Annotated in this window: 26 protein-coding genes; 15 read left to right on the forward strand and 11 right to left on the reverse strand. The window is 73.6% G+C overall.

Annotation, left to right across the window (positions count from 1 at the left end; translation table 11 throughout):
* The first annotated feature begins 31 nt into the window (after positions 1-31).
* From ACGFT1_RS23125 to ACGFT1_RS23135, 3 genes are all read left to right on the forward strand, one after another.
* The gene (locus ACGFT1_RS23125) at positions 32-970 is read left to right on the forward strand and encodes a PAC2 family protein (protein ID WP_373910845.1); all 939 of its coding nucleotides are present in this window, start codon (positions 32-34) and stop codon (positions 968-970) included.
* 63 nt (positions 971-1033) lie between these two features.
* A complete protein-coding gene (gene coaE / locus ACGFT1_RS23130; RefSeq protein ID WP_373910846.1) occupies positions 1034-1675 on the forward strand; it encodes a dephospho-CoA kinase in 642 nt (213 codons plus the stop codon).
* Positions 1676-1724: 49 nt separating this feature from the next.
* Positions 1725-2105, forward strand: a complete 381-nt coding sequence (locus tag ACGFT1_RS23135) for a tetratricopeptide repeat protein (protein WP_373910847.1) — start codon at positions 1725-1727, stop codon at positions 2103-2105.
* Positions 2106-2157: 52 nt separating this feature from the next.
* Here ACGFT1_RS23135 and ACGFT1_RS23140 read toward each other — a convergent pair whose 3' ends face one another.
* Positions 2158-2484 (reverse strand): DUF6343 family protein, encoded by a 327-nt coding sequence (locus ACGFT1_RS23140; protein ID WP_373910848.1) that lies wholly within the window; start codon positions 2482-2484, stop codon positions 2158-2160.
* A gap of 310 nt (positions 2485-2794) precedes the next feature.
* Here ACGFT1_RS23140 and ACGFT1_RS23145 point away from each other — a divergent pair, with 310 nt between their 5' ends.
* The 4 genes from ACGFT1_RS23145 (at position 2795) to ACGFT1_RS23160 (ending at position 5968) form a co-directional block, all read left to right on the forward strand.
* Positions 2795-3706 (forward strand): acyltransferase domain-containing protein, encoded by a 912-nt coding sequence (locus ACGFT1_RS23145; RefSeq protein ID WP_373910849.1) that lies wholly within the window; start codon positions 2795-2797, stop codon positions 3704-3706.
* Positions 3707-3780: 74 nt separating this feature from the next.
* Positions 3781-4461: a class I SAM-dependent methyltransferase gene (locus ACGFT1_RS23150; RefSeq protein WP_373910850.1), complete on the forward strand. Its 681-nt coding sequence runs from the start codon at positions 3781-3783 to the stop codon at positions 4459-4461.
* A 97-nt stretch (positions 4462-4558) separates the two neighbouring features.
* A complete protein-coding gene (locus ACGFT1_RS23155) occupies positions 4559-5011 on the forward strand; it encodes a DoxX family protein (RefSeq protein ID WP_373910851.1) in 453 nt (150 codons plus the stop codon).
* Positions 5012-5272: 261 nt separating this feature from the next.
* Positions 5273-5968 (forward strand): uracil-DNA glycosylase, encoded by a 696-nt coding sequence (locus ACGFT1_RS23160; protein ID WP_356820898.1) that lies wholly within the window; start codon positions 5273-5275, stop codon positions 5966-5968.
* Between the two features lie 20 nt (positions 5969-5988).
* On the opposite strand, the gene ACGFT1_RS23165 is transcribed toward ACGFT1_RS23160, so the two are convergent.
* A complete protein-coding gene (locus ACGFT1_RS23165) occupies positions 5989-6405 on the reverse strand; it encodes a RidA family protein (protein WP_373910852.1) in 417 nt (138 codons plus the stop codon).
* A gap of 285 nt (positions 6406-6690) precedes the next feature.
* Between ACGFT1_RS23165 and ACGFT1_RS23170 the strand changes: the two genes are divergently transcribed.
* The 3 genes from ACGFT1_RS23170 (at position 6691) to ACGFT1_RS23180 (ending at position 9801) form a co-directional block, all read left to right on the forward strand.
* Positions 6691-8529, forward strand: a complete 1839-nt coding sequence (locus ACGFT1_RS23170) for an FUSC family protein (protein WP_373910854.1) — start codon at positions 6691-6693, stop codon at positions 8527-8529.
* 138 nt (positions 8530-8667) lie between these two features.
* Positions 8668-9330 carry a DUF899 domain-containing protein gene (locus ACGFT1_RS23175; RefSeq protein ID WP_373910856.1) on the forward strand — a complete coding sequence of 221 codons (663 nt, stop codon included), beginning with the start codon at positions 8668-8670 and terminating at the stop codon, positions 9328-9330.
* Between the two features lie 294 nt (positions 9331-9624).
* Positions 9625-9801, forward strand: coding sequence for a hypothetical protein (locus ACGFT1_RS23180; RefSeq protein ID WP_361984509.1), 177 nt, complete (start codon positions 9625-9627; stop codon positions 9799-9801).
* 92 nt (positions 9802-9893) lie between these two features.
* On the opposite strand, the gene ACGFT1_RS23185 is transcribed toward ACGFT1_RS23180, so the two are convergent.
* The 3 genes from ACGFT1_RS23185 to ACGFT1_RS23195 all read right to left on the reverse strand — a co-directional run bounded on the left by ACGFT1_RS23185 (position 9894) and on the right by ACGFT1_RS23195 (position 13396).
* Entirely contained in the window at positions 9894-11909 is a 2016-nt protein-coding gene (locus tag ACGFT1_RS23185) for an ABC transporter ATP-binding protein (protein WP_373910857.1), read from the reverse strand.
* 147 nt (positions 11910-12056) lie between these two features.
* Entirely contained in the window at positions 12057-12431 is a 375-nt protein-coding gene (locus ACGFT1_RS23190) for a hypothetical protein (RefSeq protein ID WP_373911051.1), read from the reverse strand.
* Positions 12432-12520: 89 nt separating this feature from the next.
* Positions 12521-13396 carry an ATP-binding protein gene (locus ACGFT1_RS23195; protein WP_373910858.1) on the reverse strand — a complete coding sequence of 292 codons (876 nt, stop codon included), beginning with the start codon at positions 13394-13396 and terminating at the stop codon, positions 12521-12523.
* A gap of 330 nt (positions 13397-13726) precedes the next feature.
* On the opposite strand from ACGFT1_RS23195, the gene ACGFT1_RS23200 reads away from it, so the two are divergent.
* The gene (locus ACGFT1_RS23200) at positions 13727-14587 is read left to right on the forward strand and encodes a helix-turn-helix domain-containing protein (protein WP_373910859.1); all 861 of its coding nucleotides are present in this window, start codon (positions 13727-13729) and stop codon (positions 14585-14587) included.
* Positions 14588-14842, forward strand: a complete 255-nt coding sequence (locus ACGFT1_RS23205; protein ID WP_356820910.1) for a DUF397 domain-containing protein — start codon at positions 14588-14590, stop codon at positions 14840-14842.
* 147 nt (positions 14843-14989) lie between these two features.
* On the opposite strand, the gene ACGFT1_RS23210 is transcribed toward ACGFT1_RS23205, so the two are convergent.
* Positions 14990-16525 (reverse strand): PLP-dependent aminotransferase family protein, encoded by a 1536-nt coding sequence (locus tag ACGFT1_RS23210; RefSeq protein WP_373910860.1) that lies wholly within the window; start codon positions 16523-16525, stop codon positions 14990-14992.
* Positions 16526-16571: 46 nt separating this feature from the next.
* On the opposite strand from ACGFT1_RS23210, the gene ACGFT1_RS23215 reads away from it, so the two are divergent.
* A complete protein-coding gene (locus ACGFT1_RS23215; RefSeq protein WP_373910861.1) occupies positions 16572-17090 on the forward strand; it encodes a carboxymuconolactone decarboxylase family protein in 519 nt (172 codons plus the stop codon).
* A 371-nt stretch (positions 17091-17461) separates the two neighbouring features.
* Here ACGFT1_RS23215 and ACGFT1_RS23220 read toward each other — a convergent pair whose 3' ends face one another.
* Together ACGFT1_RS23220 and ACGFT1_RS23225 are read right to left on the reverse strand one after the other, a co-directional pair.
* A complete protein-coding gene (locus tag ACGFT1_RS23220) occupies positions 17462-18949 on the reverse strand; it encodes a glutamate synthase subunit beta (protein WP_373910862.1) in 1488 nt (495 codons plus the stop codon).
* Positions 18950-19215: 266 nt separating this feature from the next.
* Positions 19216-19911, reverse strand: coding sequence for a DUF2293 domain-containing protein (locus ACGFT1_RS23225; RefSeq protein WP_373910863.1), 696 nt, complete (start codon positions 19909-19911; stop codon positions 19216-19218).
* 209 nt (positions 19912-20120) lie between these two features.
* On the opposite strand from ACGFT1_RS23225, the gene ACGFT1_RS23230 reads away from it, so the two are divergent.
* Complete coding sequence (locus tag ACGFT1_RS23230) at positions 20121-20753, forward strand: uridine kinase (RefSeq protein WP_373910864.1); 633 nt, start codon at positions 20121-20123, stop codon at positions 20751-20753.
* Positions 20754-20914: 161 nt separating this feature from the next.
* Here ACGFT1_RS23230 and corA read toward each other — a convergent pair whose 3' ends face one another.
* A complete protein-coding gene (gene corA / locus ACGFT1_RS23235) occupies positions 20915-22042 on the reverse strand; it encodes a magnesium/cobalt transporter CorA (protein ID WP_373910865.1) in 1128 nt (375 codons plus the stop codon).
* Between the two features lie 173 nt (positions 22043-22215).
* On the opposite strand from corA, the gene ACGFT1_RS23240 reads away from it, so the two are divergent.
* Complete coding sequence (locus tag ACGFT1_RS23240; RefSeq protein WP_373910866.1) at positions 22216-23010, forward strand: methyltransferase; 795 nt, start codon at positions 22216-22218, stop codon at positions 23008-23010.
* Positions 23011-23097: 87 nt separating this feature from the next.
* On the opposite strand, the gene ACGFT1_RS23245 is transcribed toward ACGFT1_RS23240, so the two are convergent.
* Both ACGFT1_RS23245 and ACGFT1_RS23250 read right to left on the reverse strand, forming a co-directional pair.
* On the reverse strand, positions 23098-24021 hold the full coding sequence (locus ACGFT1_RS23245) for a carbohydrate kinase family protein (protein ID WP_373910867.1): 924 nt from the start codon (positions 24019-24021) through the stop codon (positions 23098-23100).
* The gene (locus tag ACGFT1_RS23250; RefSeq protein ID WP_373910868.1) at positions 24018-24926 is read right to left on the reverse strand and encodes a pseudouridine-5'-phosphate glycosidase; all 909 of its coding nucleotides are present in this window, start codon (positions 24924-24926) and stop codon (positions 24018-24020) included. The genes ACGFT1_RS23245 and ACGFT1_RS23250 overlap by 4 nt, the downstream gene beginning before the upstream one ends.
* Positions 24927-24991 lie beyond the last annotated feature (65 nt).

Here is a 24991-nt window from a genome sequence, read left to right on the forward strand (position 1 = left end):
TGGGAGGGGAACACGAGGAGGGGCGGTCACAGTGCTTGATCCGCAGGGTTTGTACGCATGGGAGCCGAAGGGCCTGGCCGTGGTCGACATGGCGCTCGCCCAGGAGTCGGCCGGCCTGGTCATGCTCTACCACTTCGACGGATACATCGACGCGGGGGAGACCGGCGACCAGATCGTGGACCGGCTGCTCGACTCGCTGCCCCACCAGGTCGTGGCGCGCTTCGACCACGACCGGCTCGTGGACTACCGCGCCCGCCGGCCCCTGCTGACCTTCAAGCGGGACCGCTGGACCGACTACGACGTCCCGGCCATCGAGGTCCACCTCGTCCAGGACACCACCGGTGCCCCGTTCCTGCTGCTGTCGGGCCCGGAGCCGGACGTGGAGTGGGAACGGTTCGCGGCGGCGGTGCGACAGCTGGTGGAGCGGCTCGGCGTCCGCCTGTCCGTGAACTTCCACGGCATCCCCATGGGCGTCCCGCACACCCGCCCCGTGGGCCTGACCCCGCACGGCAATCGCAACGACCTCGTCCCCGGCCACCGCAGCCCCTTCGAGGAGGCCCAGGTGCCCGGCAGCGCCGAGTCGCTGGTCGAGTACCGCCTCATGGAAGCCGGGCACGACGTCCTGGGTGTCGCCGCGCACGTCCCGCACTACATCGCCCGTTCCCCGTACCCGGACGCGGCCCTCACCGTCCTGGAAGCCATCACGGCCGCCACCGGCCTGGTCCTGCCCGGCGTCGCGCACGCGCTGCGCACGGACGCGCACCGCACACAGACCGAGATCGACCGCCAGATCCAGGAGGGCGACGAGGAGCTGACCGCGCTCGTGCAGGGCCTGGAGCACCAGTACGACGCCGCGGCGGGCGCCGAGAGCCGGGGCAACATGCTCGCCGAGGCCGTGGAGATCCCGTCGGCCGACGAGATCGGTCAGGAATTCGAGCGTTTCCTGGCCGAGCGCGAGGGCGAGAACTGACCCCCGGCCTTAGGCAGGCCGCCGCCGGCTACGCCGGCCACGGCAGGGCCTAAGCTTCCGCTCATGCTGACAGTGGGCCTGACCGGCGGGATCGGCGCCGGCAAGAGCGAGGTGTCGCGGCTGCTCGTGGAGCACGGGGCCGTGCTGATCGACGCGGACCGCATCGCACGCGAGGTCGTGGCGCCCGGCACCCCCGGCCTCGCCGCCGTGGCCGACGCCTTCGGCACCGACATCCTCACCGCCGACGGCAGCCTCGACCGGCCCCGGCTCGGCTCGATCGTCTTCGCCGACCCGGAGAAGCTCGCCGTCCTCAACTCGATCGTGCACCCCCTGGTGGGCGCCCGGTCCCGCGAGCTGGAGAGCGCCGCGGCCGAGGACGCCGTCGTCCTCCACGACGTGCCGCTGCTCACCGAGAACGGCCTGGCGCCGCTCTACGACGTGGTGATCGTCGTCGACGCCGCCCCCGAGACCCAGCTCGACCGGCTGGTCCGACTGCGCGGGATGACCGAAAAGGACGCACGCGCGCGTATGGCCGCGCAGGCGACCCGCGAGCAACGCCGGGCGATCGCCGACATCCTGATCGACAACGACGTACCCCTGGACGCGCTGAGGAAGCGCGTCGCCGAGGTCTGGGACGACCTCGTGAGGCGAGCGCGTCGGGGCGGGGGCCGGACGCCGGGCGAGGGCGGTGCGGCCGCGGAATAGCGGTCCGGCACGGAGCGTTGGAGCGGTGGAGTGAGGGAAGGACTCAGTCGTGCCCGAGACCAGCGGTTCCATCGGACCTACGCCGGAAACCCACGTGATCGACTTCCGTGCCGCCGAGCAACTGCTCAAAGCGCGGGACCCCCTGGGCGCGGTGAAGCTGCTCGACGGAGTCATCGCCGCCCACCCCGAGAACACCGCCGCCCGGCTGCTGCGCGCGCGAGCCTTCTTCGCCGCGGCACAACTGCGACCGGCCGAGCTGGAGTTCACCATCGTGCTGGAACGCGAGCCGGACAACGCCTTCGCGCACTTCGCGCTGGCCCGCACCTACGAGCGCCAGAACCGTCCCGAGCAGGCCAAGCGCCACTTCCGGCTGGCCGCCGCACTCGACCCGAACCCGGACTACCTGAAGGCGGCGCGCTTCGAGGCCTGACGGCGGGCCGGACCGGCGCCTGCTCGGCCGGCCGGTGCGCCCGTGCCGTCGATCACGGGTGCCGGTGCCTGGGCGGCCCGGGGCGGGGCGGCCGGGGGTAGGGAGGCCGTGGGTGGGGCGGTCCCGCTTCCGGCGGCTGGTACGGGGGGATGTCACGGCCCGGCTGGTAGTGCGGGCCCTGGCGCAGATGCCTGAGGATCATGGCCATGTCGACGGCGACCACCAGTGACAGCACGCCGCAGGCCACCGCCCAGCCGGGGCGCCCGGCCAGCGCGAACACCGCCGTGCCGAGGACCGACCACAGCAGCCCCCACACGCTCAGCCAGAACCGCGCCCGCAGGGGGCTGCGCGCGGTTCTCGGTTCACTGCCGGTACGCATCGGACCACCACTCCACTCCTCCTCGCACCGTACTCTTCGATGATGACGCACATCAACGCCCGACGGAGCACGGGGGAGCGGCATCCGGCGCGGTGGGGTGGGCCGGGTGCTCGACAGGCTCTCGACGGGGTGACGGGGAGCGGGAGCCGGCGGGGCGCCACCGGGACAGGGAGGACGGCTCGGCGTGCGGCGGCGCGCGCGGGGCGACCGCCGGGAGGGCGGGAGCCGGCCACCGCCGATCATGCTCGGTGAGACGCGCGCGGCGCCGTCCGCCGGAACCGTCCGCCGGAACCGAAAGGGGGCATCGCACGTGCTGCCGGACGCCGACGACCTGCCCGAACTCCTCCTCGACCTGGCCGTACCGCACGAGGACATCAACGAACTCGTCGCGCGCCGACGAGGGGTGACCGCTGACCCGGGCACGCTCAGACTCCTCACGGACTGCGTCGAGGAACTGCTCCGGGAACCGTGGGACACGGGCCGCACACCCGACCTCGCCGAGCCGTTCGCCGCGGCCCCGGCCGAACTGGCCGACGTCTTCCCCGTGTACGTCTTCCTCGCCGCCCTCCCCCGCACGCGGGCGTATCACCGGGCGCGCGGCATCCCGGCCGAGATCTCCCGGCGCACCCTGGCCGACCTGGGCCGGCACATGGCCGCGTACCGCGGGCGGCACGGCAGGACGGGCGTGCAGTCGCGGCGCTGGCTGGTCCGCCACTTCCGCGGGGAGCTCTACCAGTTGGGCCGGTTGCAGTTCGAGCGGGCGCGACTCGGGGACCGTGACGCCCGGGTGACGGCGGCGGCGGGACTGGACGCGGCACCCGGGACACCCTGCCTGAACCTGCACGTCCCCGACTTCCACGGCCCGCTGACCCCGTCCGCCTGCGACCGCTCCCTGGCCCTCGCCCGCGCGTTCTTCCCCCTGCACTTCCCCGGGGAACGGCCGGGCGCCCTCATGTGCCACTCCTGGCTCCTCGACCCGCAGTTACGGCGTCACCTGCCCGCCGGATCCGGCATCGTCCGCTTCCAGGAACGGTTCCGCATCGCCTGCGACGAGACGGCACCGGCTGACGCCGAGCCGGTCCGGTTCGTCTTCGGGGACCCGGACCTGCCGGTGGCCGGGCTGCCCCGCCGCACGTCCGTGGAGCGGGCGGTCGGCGACCATCTGCGGGCGGGTGGCCACTGGTACATCGGGCACGGATGGTTCCCGTTCCACGCTGAATGACTCGAACGGGTGAATCGGGGGAGGACGGGAACGGGCATGCGCAGGCGGGCCGTTGTGCGGGCATGAGGGTCGACATGCGTGAGGGACACGAGGGTACGGGACCGGGTGCGATCACCCCGGACGGCTGCGCGGTGGAGTTGTACGCCCGGCTGCCGGTGGGCGGCGAGCCGGACGTCATCGCCGCGGCGGTACCGGCGGGGGCGCACATCCTGGAACTCGGCAGCGGCGTGGGCCGGGTGACCCACGCCCTGCTGGAGCGCGGCTTCACGGTCACGGCGGTGGACGAGTCAGCCGACATGCTGGCCCGGGTCCGCGGAGCGCGCACGATATGCGGTCCCATCGAGAGCCTCGACCTGGGTGAGACGTTCGACGTGGTGATGCTCGCGTCGTTCCTGGTGCACGCCGGTGACGAGGAGGTGCGCGGAAACCTGCTGCGCGCCTGCGTCCGGCATGTGGCGGCGGGCGGCTGTGTGCTCATCCAGCGCGAGGGCGAGGACTACCACTCCGATGTGCCCAGGGAACGGGTCGACCCGAGCGGATTCACCGTGCGGATCGTCTCGGCGGAGCCGGTCGGGGACGGGGTGAACTCGGTCCGCTCCGAGTATGTGTTCCCGGACGCGGTCTGGACACAGACGTTCCTGTCCCGGCCCCTGACCAAGGAGCAGTTCGAGTCGGCGCTGGCGGAGGCAGGACTGGAGGTGGACGCGTATCTCACCCCGGACGGTACTTGGGTGAGGGCACTGCCCAGGGCGTGACGCCGGCCGGGGCCGCGGCGATGAGTTTCCGGTGTCCGGCCGGTCTACGTCGGTGAAAGCAACCGGCACCGCTTCGCCGCCTCACCAGGAGACATCCATGTCGGAGACCACCGCCCCCGTCGGCACCACGACGCCCACCAGGGGCCCCGGCTCGCCCGTCACCGGCCGGTCACGTGGGCTCCGGATCGCCCTGCGGACCGTGCAGGTGCTGCTCGCGCTGTTCTACGGCATCGCGAGCGCCCTGCCCAAGCTCATCGCGTACCCGTCGGCCGTCGAGTCCTTCGACGCAATGGGCTGGGGCAGCGGGGCCATGTACACGATCGGCGCCCTCGAACTCGCCGGAGCCATCGCTCTGTTGATACCGGTGCTCCAGTCCGTGGCCGCCCTCGCCCTCGGCGCGCTCATGGTCGGCGCGTTCATCGTCCAGCTCACCGCGTTCGACGGCCAGAACGCGGCGACCCCGCTGATCCTGCTCGTGCCGCTCCTCCTGATCGCCTGGGCACGGCGGCAGCACAACAGGGACCTGCTGAGCCTGCTGCGCCGGCGCTGACAGTCTGGGGCCGTCCTCCGACACCGACGCCGGCGCCGACGCCGACGGGCAGGCCGGGGGCCGGCCGATGTCAGCGGCCCCCCGGCGCAGCCGCCGGGGCAGCGGTGATGGGCGGCCCTCTCCGCGGCGCCGCGCGCGGTCGCGAGACCGGCTGCCGCGGTGGCGCGGGCTGCCCCGGCCTCGCCGGCAGGCGGGTCTGATCAGCGTGTTCGGGCGCCGGATGCCGCGTTCGCCCGAGCACCTCGGGGCACACGGGACGGTATGGACGATAGCAGCGCCCTCGCCCGTCTCGACCGGCGTGTCGCCGACTGCCGTGCCTGCCCCCGGCTGGTCGACTGGCGCGAGGAGGTGGCCCGTACCAAGCGGGCCGCGTTCGCCGACGAGACGTACTGGGGGCGGCCGGTCCCCGGCTTCGGCCCCGCCGACGCCCGGCTGGTGATCATCGGTCTGGCCCCGGCCGCGCACGGCGGCAACCGCACCGGCCGCATGTTCACCGGCGACCGCTCCGGTGACGTGCTCTACCAAGCGATGTACGACGTGGGGCTCGCCTCCCAGCCCACGTCCGTCCGTGCCGACGACGGCCTGGAGCTGTACGGCGTCCGTGTCACCGCGCCCGTGCACTGCGCCCCGCCCGCCAACAAGCCGACCCCGGGTGAACGCGACACCTGCCGGTCCTGGCTGGTCCAGGAGCTGACGTTGCTCCGCCCGACGCTGCGGGCCGCGGTCGTCCTCGGTGCTTTCGGCTGGCAGGCCGCGCTGCCCGCGTTCGCGCAGGCGGGCTGGACCGTGCCCCGCCCCCGGCCGGCCTTCGCCCACGGCACCCGGGTCGCGCTCGACGGCCTCGACCTGTTCGGCTGCTTCCACGTCAGCCAGCGCAACACCTTCACCGGCCGTCTCACCACCGAGATGCTGCGTGAGGTGCTGCGCACGGCGGCGGGAACGGCCGGGCTGCTGTGACGGCTGCCGGCGGATCGCTGTCAGACCCGGTCAGGTGCTTCCGGCACCACAGCCGTGGCCGTGATCTCCACCAGCTGCCCGGTGTATCCGAGGCAGGCGACGCCGAGCAGCGTGGACGAGTGCGGCCCCCGGCTCAGACCGGACGCCTCGACCACCTCCCACACGGCGGACAGGGTCGCGGTCTCGCTGCTGACCACGTACACCTCCGTCGCGAGCACATGTTCCAAGTCGCTGCCGACGGCCTGCAACTGCTCACGCAGGTTGGCGATGACCTGCTCGGCCTGGCGTACGGGGTCCCCCGGGCCCACCAGTTCGCCGTCGGCGGTGAGCGGCACCGCCCCGGCGAGGAACGCGAGCCTGGTGCCGGCCTCCACGACGGAGGTGTGGGAGTAGGTGGGCGGCGGGAACAGAGTGGGGACGGTGACGCGCTGGATCATGGAAGCGACTCCTCGGACCGGTCCACGGGCAACTGCCCGATGATCGTCCCCTTCCGTCCGTGACCGCATCCGAATTAAGCGTCCCGGCGCGGGCGCCGGACCGCCGCCGGATGCCGCGGGAGGGCGGCCGGGATTGCGTTCATAATGAAACCGGCCCGCCCGGCACCTTTCACACGGGCGAAACGTGGGCACACCCTTCGCACCGCGAACAGCCTTTACGGTGGGAATGTCCGCCGGCCGCCGTCGTCCGAGGGCCCACCCCGCCCTCGTACGAACAGGAGCCCCGTGTACCGGCCCGCCACACCCCCCTGGCTCGCCCACGCCTTCCGTGCCCAGCGCGGTCCCGTTCCCTGGAGCGCCGTGACCAGGGGCGCGCTCGCCGCCGGGCCGTTGCTGCTCGCCGGCCTGCTCGGCGGGCGGACGGCCGTCGGGGTGCTCGCCGCCATCGCCGCGATGCTCGCCGGCATCAACGATCGGCCCGGCGGCCGGCGGGTCTCCGTGAAGCGGCTCGGGGTGCCCGCGCTGGCAGGCGCCCTCGGGCTGCTGGTGGGCACGTACGCCGGGCAGGGTCTGACCGCCGTACCGCTGACCCTGGTGCTCACCCTGCTGGGGCTGGTCGCCGGAGCCGTCAGCGCGGCCGGACCCGTCGCCTCCGCCGCCGGGACCCAGCTGCTGGTCGCCGCGGCCGTCGGGGCCGGCATGCCGGCGGCCGAACCCGGTTGGCAGCGCGCCCTGGCCTTCCTCGCCGGGGCCGGCTGGCTGCTCGTGCTGCGGCTGGCCCTGCCCACCCCCGGCTCGCTCCCCGGGGACTTCCGGTTCGACGGGGAGCGGGCGGCGGTCGCCGAGGTGTACGACGCGGTCGCCGCGCTCCTCGACGCCGTGGGCGGTGAGCACGCCACCGCCCGGCGGGCCGCGCTCACCGCCGCCCTCGACCACGCCCAGGACGCCCTCGCCGGACCCCGCCTGCGCCGGTACGCCGGCTCCGCCGCCGAGCGCCGGCTGCACGCCCGGTTCGCGGCGGCGCTGCCGCTCGCCGAGGCCGCCACCGCCCTGTACTGGGCGGGGGAGCCGGTGCCGGCCCGGACGGCGGAGGGCCCGCGGCGGCTCGCCGCGGCGATCCGCACCGGCACCGGGCCCGGCCCGCTGCCCGCGCCGCACCGGTCGGCGGCCGCCCTGCGCGCCCTGGACGACGCCCTCCTGCGTGCGGCGGAGGTCTTCGACCGGGGCGAGGGCGCCCACCGCGGGCCGCCAGGCCGGCGCCGCGGTGCCCGGTGGGCGCTGCGTGCCGCGCTGGGTGCCGGCGGCCGCGAGTACGGGCTGCGCGTCGCCCTCAGTTTCGGCGCCGGCGCCGCCATCGCCCAGGCCCTCCACCACGCCCGCTGGTACGGGCACCACGAACACTGGTACTGGCTGCCCGCCACCGCCGTCTTCCTCGTCAAACCCGATCTCGGCCCGCTCGCCTCCCGGGTGCTGTGCCGGGCCGCCGGCACCGTGCTGGGCGCCCTGGTGTTCGCCGGTTGCGCGGAGCTCCTGCCCCGCCCGGCCGGACTGGTCGCGCTGGTCGCGGTGTGCGGCGCCCTCGTACCGGTCGCCACCCGGCACTTCGCGGCGCTCACCGCCGTCGTCACCGTCCTCGTCCTCGCCCTGGTCATGGCCGGCGGGGAACCGCAGGCCTCCCTCGGCCGGATCGGCGAGACCCTGCTGGCCTGCGTGCTCGTGCTGCTCGTCGGGCACCTGCCGATGCCGGGGCAGCGCGGCGGCGGGGTGAGGTCCCGGCTGGCCGCGGCCGAGAACGCCGCGCACGCCTACCTCCTGCACGTCCTCGGCGAGTCCGGTGACCGCGCCGAGCGGTGGGCGCTGCGCCGGGAGGCCTACCGCACCCTCGCCGAGGCCCGCACCGCCATCGCGCTGGCCGCCGCGGAACTGCCCGCGCTCGCCCGGCACACTGAGGGCACGGACGCCGTCGCCGAGGTGCTGGAACGGCTCGTGGACACGACGACGGCCTGCGCCGTGCAGCTGGACGACACCGGTCGGCTCGGCCCCCGGCACACGCGGCAACTGCGCGAGGCACTGGGAGAGCTGGAGTCGCGCGGGGAGCGGGCGCCGCTGCCCGTGGCGGCGTGACCGGCCCGCGGGGTTCCGGGCGGTACGGATCGCACCGGTGCCTGGACGAGACTGGCCGAAAAACGCTCCGCACCGGACGATGAGTTCCGCTCCCCCCGACGGTCACCACCCCGAACCGACCGTCGGACAGGAGGGCCCATGTCGCTTCCGGAGATCGTCTCGCGTGAGCAGTGGCGCGCGGCGCGCGAGGAGTTGCTGCGCAAGGAGGAGGCGGTCAGCCGGGCCCGTGAGGTCCTCGGCGCCGAGCGGCGGCGGCTGCCCATGACCGAGGTCGACGCGGAGTACGTCTTCGAGGGTGGCGACGGCAAGGCCACTCTCTTCGACCTCTTCCAGGGGCGCGCCCAGCTCGTCGTCCACCACTTCGCGTTCGCGCCGGAGTGGACGAGCGGCTGCCCGTGCTGCGCGGCCTTCCTGGACCAGGTCGGCCACCTCGCCCATCTGCGTGCCCGGAACACCTCCTTCGCGGCCGTGTCCCGGGCGCCGTTCACCCGGATCCTGCCGTTCAAGGCCCGGATGGGCTGGACGGTGCCCTGGTACTCCTCGGGGGACCGCGGCCACGACCCCGGCCGCGACTTCAACCGTGACTTCGAGGCCACCGTCGAGTCGGACGGGGAGCTGGTCGAGCGCCCGGGACTCAGCTGCTTCCTCCGCGACCACGACCGGGTCTTCCACACGTACTCGGTGTACGACGGCGGACTGGACGGACTCGGCACCACCACCGGCCTGCTCGATCTGACGGCGCTCGGCCGCAGCCCCGCCGGCAGTGACCGCCTGCGCCTCCACGACGAGTACGACTCATGACGACGAGTACGACTCATGACGACGAGTACGGCCGATGACGACGAGCACGACTGATACCACGGCCGATGACGACGAGCAGGGCTGATGACGACCAGCCCGGCCTGCGACACGGACGGCCCCGCCGCATCCCCGGAACCGGAACACTCATGGTCCTGTTCGTGTCACAAGGTGAACGGATCCTCACGGTCCGCGCCGACCAGGTGTCGAGAAGGTATCAGTCGCGTCACTGAGCGAGGCCTTTCCCCTCTCCAGAGCGTTAACTCCTACACGAACGACGCTTTCTGGAGGTGCGAGATGGTGAACGGGCGAACGGTGCTCGAGCGCTTTTCCGCCGGTGGTCCGCGGGGATCCTGGCCCGCGGAGGAGTTCGCGCACGCACGACGTCTGGAGGGGCTGGCCGCGGAGGTCGTCATGGATCTCGCCACGGACACGTTCCTGGTCATCGTCCGGGGGAGCGAGGTCAGCGAGTGAGCCGGTGAGCCGGCGCCGGATCGCCCGCCGGCCCCGGCCGGACCGGCTCGGGCCGCCGCGGCTCAGGGGGGCGCGGTCCGGGTGGGAACGGTTCAGGCCGGCTTCGGCGCCGGTACCTTCCGCGGTGCCGCCGCCTTCGCCGTGAACTGCTCCGCCTGGAGCCTGTACAGCTCGGCGTACACACCGCCCCTGGCCAGCAGCTGCTCCGGAGTGCCGGACTCCACCAGACGGCCGTGCTCCAGCACGTGCACCAGGTCGGCGTGCCGGACCGACGCCAGCCGATGGGTGATCAGGACCACCGTCTGCCCGCCACCCGCCAGCGCCCGGATCTTCTCGAACACCTCCAGCTCGGCCCGCGCGTCCAGCGCCGCCGTCGGCTCGTCCACGATCAGGATGCTCCCGCGCCGGTACGCGGCCCGGGCGATGCCGAGCCGCTGCCACTGGCCGCCGGACAGCTCGTGACCGCCGCTGAAGTTCCGGGCCAGCAAGGTGTCCAGGCCGCGCGGCAGATCAGCGACCACGTCCGCGGCCCCCGCCTCGGCGACCGACACGGCCAGCCGTTCCTCCGTCATGGGCGCGCCGGAGCGGCCGACGGCCACGTTGACCCTGGCGGTGAACGGCCAGCGCTTGAAGTCCTGTGCCACCATCGCGACGCGCTCGGCGAGCAGCCGCCGGTCGGCCCGCGCGGCATCGACGCCGTCCCACAGGATCCGGCCCCGGTCCGGCGTGTACAGGCCCGCGAGCAACTTGACGAGCGTGGTCTTGCCCGAGCCGTTCTCGCCGACGAGCGCGATGATCCGCCCGAGGGGCAGGGTGAGGGTGACGTCGTCCAGGACGGGGCGCGAGGCGCTCCGCTCACCGGTGTCCTCCGCACGCCCGCCCGGCATCCGTGGCTGCTGCGGGTCGCGCGGGTAGCTGAAGGTGACGTTCTCGAAGCGGATCTCCGCCGGGTGCTCCGGCAGCGGATCCCCGCCCATGGGGATGGCCCGCTCGGCCGCCTCGACGTACAGCCGCTGGAGATCGCCCACGAACAGCGCCTCCTCGTGCAGCTCGTTGACCGCCAGGACCAGCGTGTCCAGGCTCGCCGCGCCCGTACGGACCGCGATCACCGCCGTACCCGCAACCGACAGGGCCATCGCGCCCGTCAGCAGCAACGCGCCCAGCGTCGCGTACGTCGCGAGGGTCGCCAGACCCGTCCAGCCGGCGGCGATCAGACCGGTGCGGGCGGCCAGCCGGGACAGTCGGGCCTGCTCCGCCTCGGCGGTCTCCGACATGGACCGGAAGTGGCGCAGCAGGAACGGTCCCATCCCGTGCACCCGGATCTCGGGCGCGGCGGCCGGCTCGGTGAGCAGGTTGCCGATCAGCTGGCCGGCCCGCGCGTGCTGCACCCAGGTGTGGAAGGACTCGTAGCGGCGGCGGGCGTTGGTCAGCGCGCTCCAGGCGCTGGGCAGGGTCATGGTGACCAGCAGCGGCAGCAGCCCCGGATGCAGAACGGTGAGCACGCCCGCCGCGGCGACCAGCGAGATGATCGAGTTGATCACCCGGGTGCCGTGCCCGATCATGTGCCGGGTGGACCGCGCGCCGTACTGCGCCGTGTCCAGCAGCTTGTGGAAGGCGTGGTCCTCGATCGCGGCCAGCTCCACGTTCGCCGCCCGCTCCAGATACAGCTCGGTCGCCACCCGCTCCACCTTCGGCTCCAGCCGCCCGGTGGCGTAGATCGAGGCCGCCCGCAGGAGCGCGGCCAGCAGCAGCACGCCGGCCAGTACGACGAGGGCGGGGGCCGCCGAGTGCAACCGCTGTCCGATGTCCGGCCCGGTGAGCAGCTTGCCGAGCGCGTTGTTCACCGCCAGCAGGCTCACCGCCTGGGTCGCGCCTTGGCCCACCTCCGCGGCCAGGACCACCCGGGCCGCCCGCGCGTCGGCCTGCCGGGCCAGCCGCAGACTCGACGCCAGCATGCCCGGCAGCCGGGTCATCATCGCCCGGAAGCCCAGCTCCAGGAAGGCGTCCGCGTGTTCGTTCCAGCCCATGTCGTACCGCAGCGGCCCGCCGAACAGCAGTCGCTCCGACTCCGACACCGCGGGCTGGACCGCCTCCCGTCTCTTCCCCACCACGACCTCCCGCGCCCACCGGAAACGGCCACTATCGCGGCCGGCGCACCGACTGGGCAGGGCGCGAACCGACGTACGGGGGGCGCGGAGGGGGCACGGGATACGGGTGCCTGGGACCGCGGTGGTGGCGCACACCGGGCGCCGCGGTCACGCCGGTACGGCCCGCGACCAGTCCGGGGCCGTACCCGTCACCCGGCACAGCGCGAGATAGAGCGGGATCGGCGGGGTGTACGGAACCGTGCCCTCCGGCCGGTGGATGAGCCTCGCGGTGCCGTTGATCCGGGCACCGGTGGCGTAGTGCGCCGGGTACGGCCACGGCAGGGCGTAGTCGGAGTCCGACGGGACGATCCACCACCAGTGGGAACCGTCGGTGTATACGCACCCCACCCGCGGCAGCAGGGGTACGACGAGCGGACCGAGACGGTCGGGGACGGCCACGGCGTCGCAGCCGAGCGGGACCGTCATGCCGTCCGGCACCTGCAGGCGGTGGACCGGATCCGCGGCCGGCCGGCGACGCTGCATGCGCACCAGGGAGTCCAGGCCGACGGCGGCCTCGCGGCCCGCGCCTGTGCCGGCGGACCGGCCGGAGCCGCCGAGCGCACCGAGGCCGGTCACGCGCGCTCCCCGCGGCGGTACTGGCCGGGGGCGTGGTGCAGGGGCTGGCCGGGTGCCGCGTACCGGTGGTGATCCGGACGCTGACCCGGCCGGTGCTGCTGGTCCGCGGTCACGTGCGGATGCCCGTCCGCCGTCGGGTGCCGGTGCTGCTCGGCCGCCCGGTGCAAGGGCTGACCTGCGGCGGGATGCCGGTTCTGCTCCGGCATCCCCGGACGGTTCTGCTCCGGCATCCCCGGACGGTGCTGCGACACTCCCGGACCGGGCTGCTCCGGCACCCCGTGCCCGTGCGGTCGTGACTGCCCCTGCCTGTGCTGCTCCGGTTCTCTCTGCGGGTGCCGTTCCGGCCCGTGCCCGTCGGCCTCGGCCTGCTGGTCGTCGCCGGAGTCGTCCGGGCGGCCCGGCTTGGGGCGGGCGCCCCAGCCGAGGTCGCCGCGCGGCTCGACGGTGTCGGGGGCCGGGTCGGTCCGGTGGGTCAGCTCGGCCCAGACCAGCAGTCCGGGGCCGTGCCCCTGGGCCCCCCAGGCCCGGCACAGCGCGTCGACGAGAAGCAACCCCCTCCCGTGCTCCTCGTCGGGCCGCTGCGCGGACGGGTGGGGTTCACCAGGGGCACAGCCCTCGTCGTGCACGGCTATGCGCACCATGTCGCCGTGCTCGTGCAATTCACACACGACCCGGCTGCTGGCGGTGTGCACGACCGCGTTCGTGACCAGCTCGGACATGACCAGGGCCGCGTCGTCGCAGGTGTCCGCGCACACCGACCACCCTGACAACCGGGCGTGCGTCAGGCGTCTGGCCCGGGCGACGGAACCCGGATGGGCGGCCAGCTCGAAGCGGAACCTGCGCTCGGCGGCGCCCCCCTGAGGGTGTGCCACTGCCGCGGCACCGAGACCGTGGCGGTCTGCGGCGGCGTCTGTTCCTAAAGGCGCGGACGGAATCACGCTTGTCACTATCGCCGTGCCGCGGACACTTGGCAAGTGTCACTCTGAAAATTGCAGAGTGCTGTATGACTCGGTCAGTGGTCGTGGCACACTGCTCGCAACAGCACCACGAGCGGCGCCAATTGAGGTCGTCGGAGAACCGGTCCGGTCTTCGAATGTACTTTCGAATGGCGCCGTAGGGCTGTCAGGAACTTTTCGGTGGAGCTTTCGGGAGCTCCGGAGCCCGGAGCCCGGAGCCCCGGAGCCTTCGGTGGAGGTGGCAGCGTGAGCGAACCGCGGTCCGCGCCGACCGTGGGCCAGGTGGTCCTCGGCCGGCGCCTCCTGGACCTGCGGGAACGCGCCGGCCTCAAACGCGAGGAGGCCGCCCGCGTCCTTCGCGTCGCCCCCGCCACCGTCCGCCGCATGGAGACGGCCGAGGTCAGCCTCAAGATCCCCTACCTGCAACTGCTGCTGAAGGCCTACGGCGTCCCCGACGAAGAGGCCGACGCCTTCGTACGGCTGGCCGAGGAGGCCAACAGACCCGGCTGGTGGCAGCGGTTCCACGACATCCTGCCGGGCTGGTTCTCGATGTACGTCAGCCTGGAGGGTGCGGCCGCCCTCATCCGCTCCTACGATCCGCACTTCGTACCCGGCCTGCTCCAGACCGAGGAGTACGCGCGCGCGGTGCTGGAATCCGGTGCCGTGGGCCAGACGAGCCCGGACGACATGGAGCGGCACGTCGCGTTGCGCATGCGCCGCCAGGAACTGCTCACCCGTGCCGACGCCCCCCGTTTCTGGGCGGTGATGGACGAGACGGTCCTGCGCCGCCCGGTCGGCGGCCCGGAGGTGATGCGCGCGCAGATCGACAAGTTGCTCGAGGCCACGAAGCTGCCCCATGTGACGCTCCAGGTCGCGCCGTTCGCCAACGGGCCGCATCCGGGAACGTACGGGCCCTTCGTCCTGTTCCGGTTCGCCATGCCGGAACTGCCCGACATGGTCTACAGCGAGTACCTGACCGGCGCCGTCTACCTGGACGCGCGCACCGAGGTGGCGACCCACCTGGAGGTCATGGACCGCATGGCGGCGCAGGCCGCCACGGCACGACGCACGAAGGAGATCCTCCGGGATCTCCGCAAGGAGCTGTGAATGGACCGCATCAAGCCGCGCGGACGCGTCTACAACGGGATGCCGGCGCGGGAGCTGGGCAGCGAGGGGTGGCACAAGCCGTGGAGCGGCGGCAACGGCGGCAACTGCCTGGAGGCGATGAAGCTGGCCGACGGCCGGGTCGCGGTACGCCAGTCCACCGACCCCGACGGGCCCGCGCTGATCTACACGACGGACGAGATAACCGCGTTCATCGAGGGAGCCAAGGCGGGGGCGGCCGACTTCCTGCTGTCCTGATCCCGCCGCACGGCCTCCTCCGGTGACGCGCCCGCCTTCCCACCGCCCCTCTCCCGCGCGAGCCGGCCGACCGGGCGACCCCGCACTCCGGCGCTGCCCATGGGACTCGGTGGCGGCTCGGGGCATCCGGGGTCCCCTCCCCGCCCGTCATCCCTGCGGTAGCACCCCGCACAGCGCCTCCAGCGCCGCACCGTAGGCGTGTTCGGCGGGAGCCGCGTACCCCACCACCAGCCCCTCGCCCATCGTCATGTCCTTCTGCGCGTCCGGGTGCCGGAAACCGGCGAGGCCGTCGAGGGCGATGCCCTGCCGTGCGGCGGCGCTCACCGTGGGCCCCTCCGTACCGGGCGGCAGCCGCAGCACCGCGTGCAGCCCGGCCGCGATACCGGTGACCTCGATGTGCGGCGCGTGCGCGGCGAGCGCGGCGACGAGCCGGTCCCGCCGGCGCCGGTACCTCTGCCGCATCCGCCGCACATGACGGTCGTACGACCCACCGGCGACGAAGTCCGCGAGGGCGAGCTGGTCCGGCGCGCTCGCCCATCCCTCCCGCTCGCCCTTCGCCGCCAGCACCGGTTCCACACAGCGGCGGGGCAGAACCATCCAGCCCAGCCGCAGCGCCGGTGACAGGCTCTTGCTGACCGAGCCGATGTAGATCACCCGTTCCGGATCGAGGCCCTGGAGCGCGCCGACGGGCCGGCGGTCGTACCGGAACTCGCCGTCGTAGTCGTCCTCCAGCACCACCGCGTCCCGCGCGCGTGCCCAGTCGATCACCGTCGCCCGGCGTTCGGGGTGCAGCGGGCCGCCGGTCGGGAACTGGTGCGCGGGCGTGAGCAGCACGGCCCGTTCCCGTCCGAGCGTCTCGACCCGCGCCCCGTCCTCGTCCAGCGGCAGCGGCACGGTGCGCACGCCGGCCGCCGCGAGCAGACCCCGGTGGAAGTCCAGCCCGTACGCCTCCAGGCCGAGCGGACCGCGCAGCACGCCACCGGCACCCGGCCTGCCGGGCCCGCCGGGCCTGCCAAGGCCGCCGGGCCCGTCCGGGCTGTCCGGCGTGCCCGGCCTGTTGCCGGCGAACAGCAGCCGAAGGGCATGCCCGAAGCCCGAGCAGACCACGATCCGGTCCGGCTCGGTGCGCACCCCCCGCGCGCGAGCCAGGTATTCCGTCAGCGCCTCCCGCAGCTCCCGGCGCCCGGCGGGGTCACCCGGCCCGAACGCCTCGCTCGGCGCCGCCAGCAGTGCCCGGCGGTAGGAGGCCGCCCAGGCCGCACGCGGGAAGGCCGACGCATCCGGCGTGCCCTGCCGCAGGTCGTGCCGCGGCCCACGCGCGCGTGGAGGCGCCTTCTCGGTCGCGTGGGCCGCGGCATGTCGCTGCGGCACGGCGCTCTCGCGCCGGCCGGAACGCGGTGAGGCCACACCCCTGGCGACTCTCGTCCCGGAACCCTGCCGGGCGGTCAGCCAGCCCTCGGCCACCAGTTCGGCGTACGCGTCGGCCACCGTGTTCCGGGCCACGCCCAGGTCCGCGGCGAGCGAGCGGTACGGCGGCAGCCGGGTCTCCGGAGCCAGCCGCCCGCTGCGCACGGCGTCCCGCAGCGCCCGCGTCAGCGCCGCCCGGCGGCCCCCCGGCCCCGACAGCTCCACATGCAGGTCGACACCGATGCGCTGCGCGGAATTGACCCATGATTCCGTCATGGAAATGCACCCTACCGTCGGTCTTTAGGGTCCGTAGCCTGAGCACATGACGACGCACCCGAGCGCCACCTCCGCACCGGCCGCCACCGAGACCGCCACCACCGGCACCACCCGCCCCCGCCTGAACCTCGGGAAGGCCGCGCCCAAGGCCTTCCGCGCCCTCGTAGGTTTCGACGCCGCCGCCCGCGAGGGCCTCGACCCGTCCCTCGTCGAACTGATCCAGGTCCGCGCCTCGCACCTGAACCACTGCGCCTACTGCCTGCACATGCACACCAACGACGCCCGCAAGGCCGGCGAGAGCGAGGACCGGTTGCACATGACCGCCGTCTGGCGCGAGGCCCGTCACTTCTTCACCGCGAGGGAGCAGGCCGCCCTCGCCCTGACGGACGCGGTGACCCGGATCGCCGACGCAGGCGTCCCCGACGCCGTCTACGCCGAGGCCGCCGCCCACTTCGACGACCAGGAACTGGGCCACGTCCTCGCCCTGATCCTCACGATCAACACGTGGAACCGGGTCGCCCTGGCGACGGGCAAGGTGGCGGGGACCGACGAACGCGTCGGTTAGTACCTGCCGTTCGGCTGATGCGCGGACGCCGGGGCCGGTACGCGCGTCCGCGGCGTCGCCATCGGTCGAGGACCCCTGCACGCTCCTCACGCTCGGCTGCGCTCGCGCACGAGTCCCCGCTTCGCGGCCACATGCACCGGATCCCGCTCAACCCCGCCGGCGGGCACCGCCGACACCTGCGCCCCGATCCGAACGACAGACCCCGGCCGGCCGTCGAGAACGCGGATCGCATCGCCCGCAGTGACGGCGCTCGACCACTCCGGCACCACTCCGGCACCACGCGGGCCGTCCCGCACCGGCGGGAACCACCGGTGCGCCACTTCGCCGCCGGACGCCGTGGGGGCGGCGGGCGGCGCCGCGGGGGCGCCGCCTCAGACCACCATCGGCCGGTCGGTGGGCGCTATCGGCGCGGGAAGCCGTGAGCGGCCCGTCAGGTAACGGTCGACGGCCGCCGCGACCGCCCGCCCCTCCGCGATCGCCCACACGATGAGCGACTGTCCGCGCGCCGCGTCACCGGCTGCGAACACCCCGGGCGCCCGGGTCGCGAAGCCGCCGTCCCGGGCGATCGTGCCGCGCGGCTCCAGTGCCAGGCCCAGCTGCTCGATGAGCCCGTCCTCCCGGTCCGGCCCGGTGAACCCGAGGGCGAGCAGCACGAGGTCGGCGGGGAGCGTCCGCTCGGTGTCCGGCACCGCGAGCCGCCGTTCGTCGACCTCCACCAGATGCAGCGACCTCACCCGTCCCTTATCGTCCCCGCTGAAGCGGAGCGTGGACGCCGCGAACAGCCGCGCGTCCGCGTCCGCCGCAGGCGCCGTACGCAGGTCCCGCGCCTCCTCGTGCGCGCCCGACAGCCGATAGGTCTTCGGGTACGTCGGCCACGGCTCGGTGTCCTCGTCGCGCTCGGCGCCCGGCTGGGCGTAGATGTCCAGTTGGGTCACGGACGCGGCGCCCTCCCGCACCGCGGTACCCAGGCAGTCCGCCCCGGTGTCCCCACCACCGACGATCACGACATCCCTGCCGGAGGCCGACAGCGGCGAGACCTCCAGATCCCCCTCGCACACCCGGTTGGCCAGCGGCAGATACTCCATCGCCTGGTGTATCCCGTTCAACTCCCGCCCCGGCACCGCAAGTTCCCGCCACGCCGTCGCACCCGTGGCGATCACCACCGCGTCGTACCGGGTCCGCAACTCCGCCGCCGGAACGTCCCGCCCGACCACCGTCGACGTACGGAACCTCGTCCCCTCGGCCCGCATCTGCTCGATCCGCCGCTCCAGATGCAGCTTCTCCATCTTGAACGCGGGGATGCCGTACCGCATCAGCCCGCCGATCCGGTCATCCTTCTCGTACACCGCCACCGTGTGCCCGGCCCGGGTCAGCTGCTGTGCCGCGGCCAGGCCCGTGGGCCCGGAACCGATGACGGCGACCGTCTTCCCGGACAGCCGCTCGGGCGGCCGGGCCGGGGTGAAACCCTCCTCCCACGCCCGGTCCGCGATCGCACACTCGACGTTCTTGATCGTGACGGCCGGTTGGTTGATCGCCAGCACGCACCCCGCCTCGCACGGTGCCGGGCACAACCGTCCTGTGAACTCGGGGAAGTTGTTCGTGGAGTGCAGCCGGTCACTCGCGTCCCGCCAGTCCTCCCGGGACACCAGGTCGTTCCACTCGGGGATGAGGTTCCCCAGCGGGCAGGCGTGGTGGCAGAACGGGACGCCGCAGTCCATGCAGCGGTCGGCCTGCTTGCTGATGATGGGCAGCAGCGCTCCCGGGACGTACACCTCGTCCCAGTCCCGCACCCGCTCCTCGACGGGCCGCCGCGGCCACTCCTGGCGCGGCGTGGTCATGAACCCCTTGGGATCGGCCATGGGCGTCTTCCTCGCGTACGGGGCACCGGAGGCACCGGATGTACGGCGGGCCGTGCCTCGGCAGGCGCTGCTCTTCCGGCCACGATACGTCCGCACCGGCCACCGCGCAGAGGGGCGGACAGCGCCTTCTGCCGGGTTTTCCCGGCACGCGACCAGCCGCTGGTACAGCGTCGGCATCACATCCTTCTCCCCCACATCCCGTGGGCCGGTGGCCGGCCACGGCCGGAGGGCGCCCTTCCCACCCTGCGGCAAACCCTCCTGCCTCCTCAGCCGGTGTCCTCCCCGGCCTCCCGCCACGCCCGCAGCACGTTCTCCACCGACGGGGCGATCCGGCGCCGTGCCTCGTACCGTGCCACTCCACTCATCAGCAGCTGGTCGTACGGCGTGTCCCCATGCCGCACGGCCGCCACCACCGCCGATATCACCGCCCCCTCGGACAGCACGCGCCCGGCCGCGCTGCGTCCGACCCGCCCGCTGCCCCGCACCGACGCATGGGCCGCGATCGCCCGGGCCCGCTCGCCCGGGCAACCGGGGAACAGCCGGAGGATCTCGGCCGTGAACGCCGCAGCGAACCGCTCGTCCTTCACCGCCCTGCCCCGCGCGTCCCGCGCCCGCCTCCGGCGCCGCGCCTCCGCGTCCGCCAGGCAACGGGCCTCGGCCCGGGCCAGCGCCGCCGGCTCCACGAGCACGCCCTGCCGTTCGTAGCGGCTCCTGCGGCGGTTGAACCGCACCACGACCGCCGACAGCGAAGTCTCCTCCCGCGCCCGGCGGGTGAGAGCAGTGTCACCGCGCGGCAGGAACACCAGGTGCCCCAGGTCGGCACAGTCCAGGCACCGCGGTGCTGCTTCCTCCAGCACGAGCAGCGACAGCGGACCGCGCCGGCAGCCGGCGCACCGCTTCCGTTTCAGCGGCTGGACGACGACAAGCCTGCCGGGGGAGTGGGGGGTCGCGGGAAACGCCATACGCGGTACGTTCCCTTCCACTGCCCGCGCCTCCCGCACGGGCCTTCCCTTTCTTCCCCTTCCTTCCGGTCACCGCTTCTTCTCGTTCTCCAGGCGGCCCTGTCGCCCATCCGGACGGGCGGTGGCCCGGAGCCCGTACCCGCCCGCGCGGTACCGCTCGGCGCCGGCGCCCTCACCGGTCCCCGGAGCCACCCGGCATCATGGGCTGTGTGCGACTCGAAGCGATCACCTGGGACCGGCTCGCCGAGCTGCTCGCCGACCGGCTGGCCGGTCTGGAACCGGCCGACGCAGGGGCCTGGCCGCGGGTCGGCTTCGACGGTGCCCCGGCCGCCCGGCCCGGAGACCTCGCCGAACGTGTCGGGGAGGCGCTGCGGCTGCGCGGCCGGCCCTCGCTCGTGGTCGGCGCCGAGGGTTTCCTGCGGCCTGCCTCGCTGCGGCTCGAGCACGGGCGGCGGGACGCGGAGTCGTACTACAGCGAATGGTTCGACACGGGCGCCCTGTGGCGGGAGGTCTTCGGCCCGCTGGATCCCGGAGGCAGCGGGCGGATCCTGCCCGACCTGTGGGATCCCGTCACCGACCGGGCCACCCGCAGCCCGTACGTCCACCTCCCGCCCCGCGCGATCCTGCTGCTCCACGGCCCCCTCCTGCTACGCCACTGGTTTCCCTTCGACCTGACCGTGCACCTCCTCCTCTCCCCGGGCGCCCTGCGCCGCCGCACCCCCGAGACCGACCACTGGACCCTTCCCGCCTTCGCGCGCTACGAGGCCGAGACCGACCCGGCCGGGACGGCGGACGTCCTCGTACGCACCGACGACCCACGCCATCCCGCCTGGCGTGCCTGATCGGGATGCGCGGTCACCGGGACCGTGCCCGCGCGCCGAGCCGAGGTGGCCGCCCGGTCGGCATACGCTCCCGGCCGGCGTACGCGCCCGGGCGAGGTACCCGTGCAGGCGCCGGACTCGTCCTGGCGACGCGTCCCGCCGCGACGCGGGCACCCCGCCGGCTAGAGCCAGCCGTTGCGCCGGAAGCCCCGGTACAGCGCCAGACACGCCGCCGCCATCACGCCCATGACCAGCGGATAGCCGAACCGCCAGTGAAGCTCCGGCATGTGCTGGAAGTTCATGCCGTACACCCCGCACACCATCGTCGGTACGGCGACCACCGCGGCCCAGGCCGTGATCTTGCGCATGTCCTCGTTCTGCGCGACGGTCACCTGGGCGAGATGCGCCTGGAGGATGGAGTTGAGCAGTTCGTCGAACGCGGCGATCTGCTCCTTCGCCCGTGTCAGATGGTCCGACACATCCCGGAAGTACGCCTGTATCTCCGGGGCGACGACCCGGATGGGCCGCGTGGCCAGATCCTCCACCGGGCGGTCCAGGGGCACCACCGCACGCTTCAGTTCCAGCAGTTCACGCTTCATCTGGTAGATGCGGCCCGGATCGAGGCGGGCGCCGTTCTCCGAGAACACCTCCGTCTCCACCTGGTCGATGTCGGCCTGCACCGCGTCCGTGACGTTCAGATAGTCGTCGACGACGTGGTCGGCGATCGCGTGCAGCACCGCCGCCGGCCCCTTGACGAGCTGATCCGGGTCGGCCTCCAGCTCCTCACGGAGCGGGCCCAGTGAACCGTGGCGGCCGTGCCGTACCGTGATGACGAAGTCCTCGCCGACGAACAGCATGATCTCGCCCGTGTCCACCACCTCGCTGGTCGCCGTCAGCTGCTCGTGCTCCACGTAACAGACGGTTTTGAACACCGCGAACAGCGTGTCCCCGTAATGCTCCAGCTTGGGACGCTGATGGGCCTCGACCGCGTCCTCCACCGCCAGCGGATGCAGGTCGAACAGCTCGGCCACGCCCGCGAACTCACGTTCCGTCGGTTCGTGCAGCCCCAGCCAGACGAAGCCCTCGCCGCTCTTGCGGACCAGCCGCACCGCGTCCTCCAGGTCGCCGCATCCCGGCACGCGCACGCCGTCCTGGTACGTCACGCAGTTGACCACCGACGAACCCAGCGGCGACCTGGCGGGATGACTCAGGTCCACGCGCGGCCGGCGCCGGGCCAGCCGAGCCACCTTGCGCAGGCCACCGACCCGGTCCAGCCCGGTGACCTTCCGCAGATTCCCTGCCATCGACATCTGGATCTCCTCGCGTGGATCTCCGCGCAGCGCTTCCGTGTCCTTGCCCGGCAAGTCTGCCAGTCCCGCACACAGCGTGAGAAAGCCTGTGGGAATAGGGGGTTCCGCTTGTGCTCGCCTGTGGACAGAGCCAGGTCGAACCGGACAAGCCGGATTACTGGGATGATCGTGGCATGACCCGACCCGACCGATACCTCCTGGACAATCAGCAGAACGAGGCAGGCGAGCGCTTCGACGCCTTCGCCACCCTCTTCGACCCCACGACCTTCCGGCATCTGGAAGGACTCGGTGTCCGGTCCGGCTGGCGCTGCTGGGAAGTCGGTGCCGGCGGCACCTCCGTCGTGTCCTGGCTCGCCGGGGGGGTCGGCCCGGCCGGTCAGGTCGTCGCCACCGACATCGACACCTCCCGGCTCACCGCCGCGGCCCGTCCGCCGGTCGAGGTCCACGTCCACGACGTGGGCGCCGACGAACCCCCGGGGGAGGGTTTCGACCTGGTCCACGCCCGGCTGGTCCTCGTCCATGTCCCGGACCGGGAGCGCGCGTTGCGGTCCATGATCGAGGCTCTGCGGCCCGGCGGGCGACTACTGGTCGAGGACGCCGACCCCGCCCTCCAGCCCCTGATCTGCCCCGACGAACACGGCCCCGAGCAACGGCTCGCCAACCGGCTGCGGCAGGGTTTCCGCAAGCTGCTCGCCGACCGCGGCGCCGACCTGTCGTACGGCCGCAAACTCCCGCGCCTGCTCCGGGAGGCCGGGCTGCACGACGTGGAGGCCGACGCGCACTTCCCCGTGACCTCACCCGCTTGCACCGCCCTGGAGACCGCTACGGTCCGTCAGGTCCGCGCCCGGCTGGTCGCCGCCGGACTGGCCACCGACGAGGAGATCGACCAGCACCTGGCCAACGTCGAAGCGGGCGGCATGGACCTGGCCACCGCGCCGATGATCTCGGCGTGGGGCCGCAAGGCGTAGCTCCGTTTCCCGGACTCCACCGCGCGCACGACGAGGCAGCAGGGCCGGCCGCCCCGGCCGTTCTGCCGCCCAAGGCCCTCGCGGGGGTCAGTCCACGCGCCCGGCCCGTGGTGGTCTGCCGCCCACCCGTTCCACCGCCTCCGCGCCTGCCCGGCAGCCCGACGCCGCGGCCTCCTCCGGCGTCGCGCCCGCGAGCAGCGCGGCGAGGAAGGCGCCCGTGAAGGCGTCACCGGCTCCCGTGGTGTCCCGGGGCGCCGCCGGCACAGCCGGGACCCGCACCGGTACGGCGCCGGACCGGACCACCAGCGCCCCGTCCGCGCCCGCCTTGGCCACCACCAGCGGCACGAGGCGGCTCAACCGGGCCGCCGCGTCCACCGGGTCCGGCACCCCGGTCAGCAGGCACGCCTCATCCCTGCTGGGCAGCAGCAGGTCCAGCCCCTCCGTGAACGCCAAGAAACGGTCCACACCCAGCTCCGCCAGGAAGCCGGCCGACGCCGGGTCCAGGCTGACCGGCACCCCGCGCGCGCGTGCCGCGGTGATGGCCCTCCGAGTCAGTGCCCGGCTCGGCCCGGTGAACAGCAGATAGCCCGACAGATGCAGCCGGGCCACGCCGTCGAGCAGGGTGTCCGACCAGTCGGCGGGGCCGAACCGCAGAGAGGCCCCGCTGTCCGTCAGGAACGTCCGCTCGGCCGCCGCACCCGTGTCGACCAGGCAGATCACTGTCCCGGTCGCCGCCTGCGGATCCACCACCAGCCGGGGCCGCACCCCGGCCGCCACCAGCTCCCGCTCGTGCCACGCGGCGGCGTCGGCGCCCACCCGCCCCAGCAGCCGTACGTCCGCGCAGCCCGCGTGGGCGGCCCAGCAGGCCACGTTGGCGCCCGCACCACCCGGCAGCGTCCGGATCTCGGCGGCCGTGTCGGTGCCGGCCGCGAGCGGTCCCCGGTGCCGGGCCACCACGTCGGTGACCACGTCCCCGACGACCAGCAGAGCCCCGTTCCGCTCCGCGGTCACCCCCTGGTCCACGCTGTGGCGATCCGCGCCGCCAGCCGTACGTTGCCGCGCACCGCCGCCAGGTTGGCGCCGAGCGAGGCTCCGTCCGTGTGACGGACCAGGTGGTCCAGCAGGAACGGTGTCACCGCCTGACCGGTGACGCCGCGTTCCGCGCAGGCGCGCAGCGCGTCGGAGAGCACGCGCGCGTGCAGCCCGGGATCGAGTTGTTCCGCCTCGGGGACGGGGTTCGCGACGATCAGCGCGGAATCCGGCGCGTCCAGGGCGTCCTGGGCGCGCATGACGGCGGCGACCTGCTCCGGACTGTCCAGCGTCCAGTCGACCGGATGCCCCGAGTCCGACAGGTAGAAGCCGGGGAACCGGTCCGTGCCGAACCCGGCGACGGCCACCCCCAGCGTCTCCAGCCGCTGGAGCGTCGCCGGCACGTCCAGGATCGACTTCACTCCCGCGCACACCACCGTGATCCGGGTGCGCGCCAGCAGCCCCAGGTCGGCGGACTCGTCCTGGGTCAGCGTCCACTCCCGGTGCACACCGCCCAGCCCACCCGTGGCGAACACCCGGATCCCCGCCAGCGCGGCCAGTTGTGCCGTCGCCGACACGGTCGTCGCCCCGCTCGCCCCCGTGGCGACGGCGAGCGGCAGGTCACGGTGGCCCAGCTTGCGGATGCCGTCGTCGTTCGCGACCCGTTCCAGCTGCCGCTCGTCCAGGCCGACGCGGGGCTGTCCGTCGAGCACGGCGACGGTCGCCGGCACGGCATCCTGCCGACGCACCGCCTCCTCCAGCTCCCGGGCGACCTCCAGGTTGCGTGGACGGGGCAGGCCGTGCGCGATGATCGTGGATTCCAGGGCCACCACCGGGCGCCGCGCGTCGATCGCCTCCCGCACTTCTTCCGACACCACCAGCACCATGTGCCCACCTCCAGTCCGTCGGTCCCTCCTCATCCCTGGCGGGTGCCGGCACCGGATAAACGCTT

Origin of the sequence: Streptomyces sp. Y20, assembly GCF_043195475.1 — a bacterium.
GTDB lineage: Bacteria > Actinomycetota > Actinomycetes > Streptomycetales > Streptomycetaceae > Streptomyces.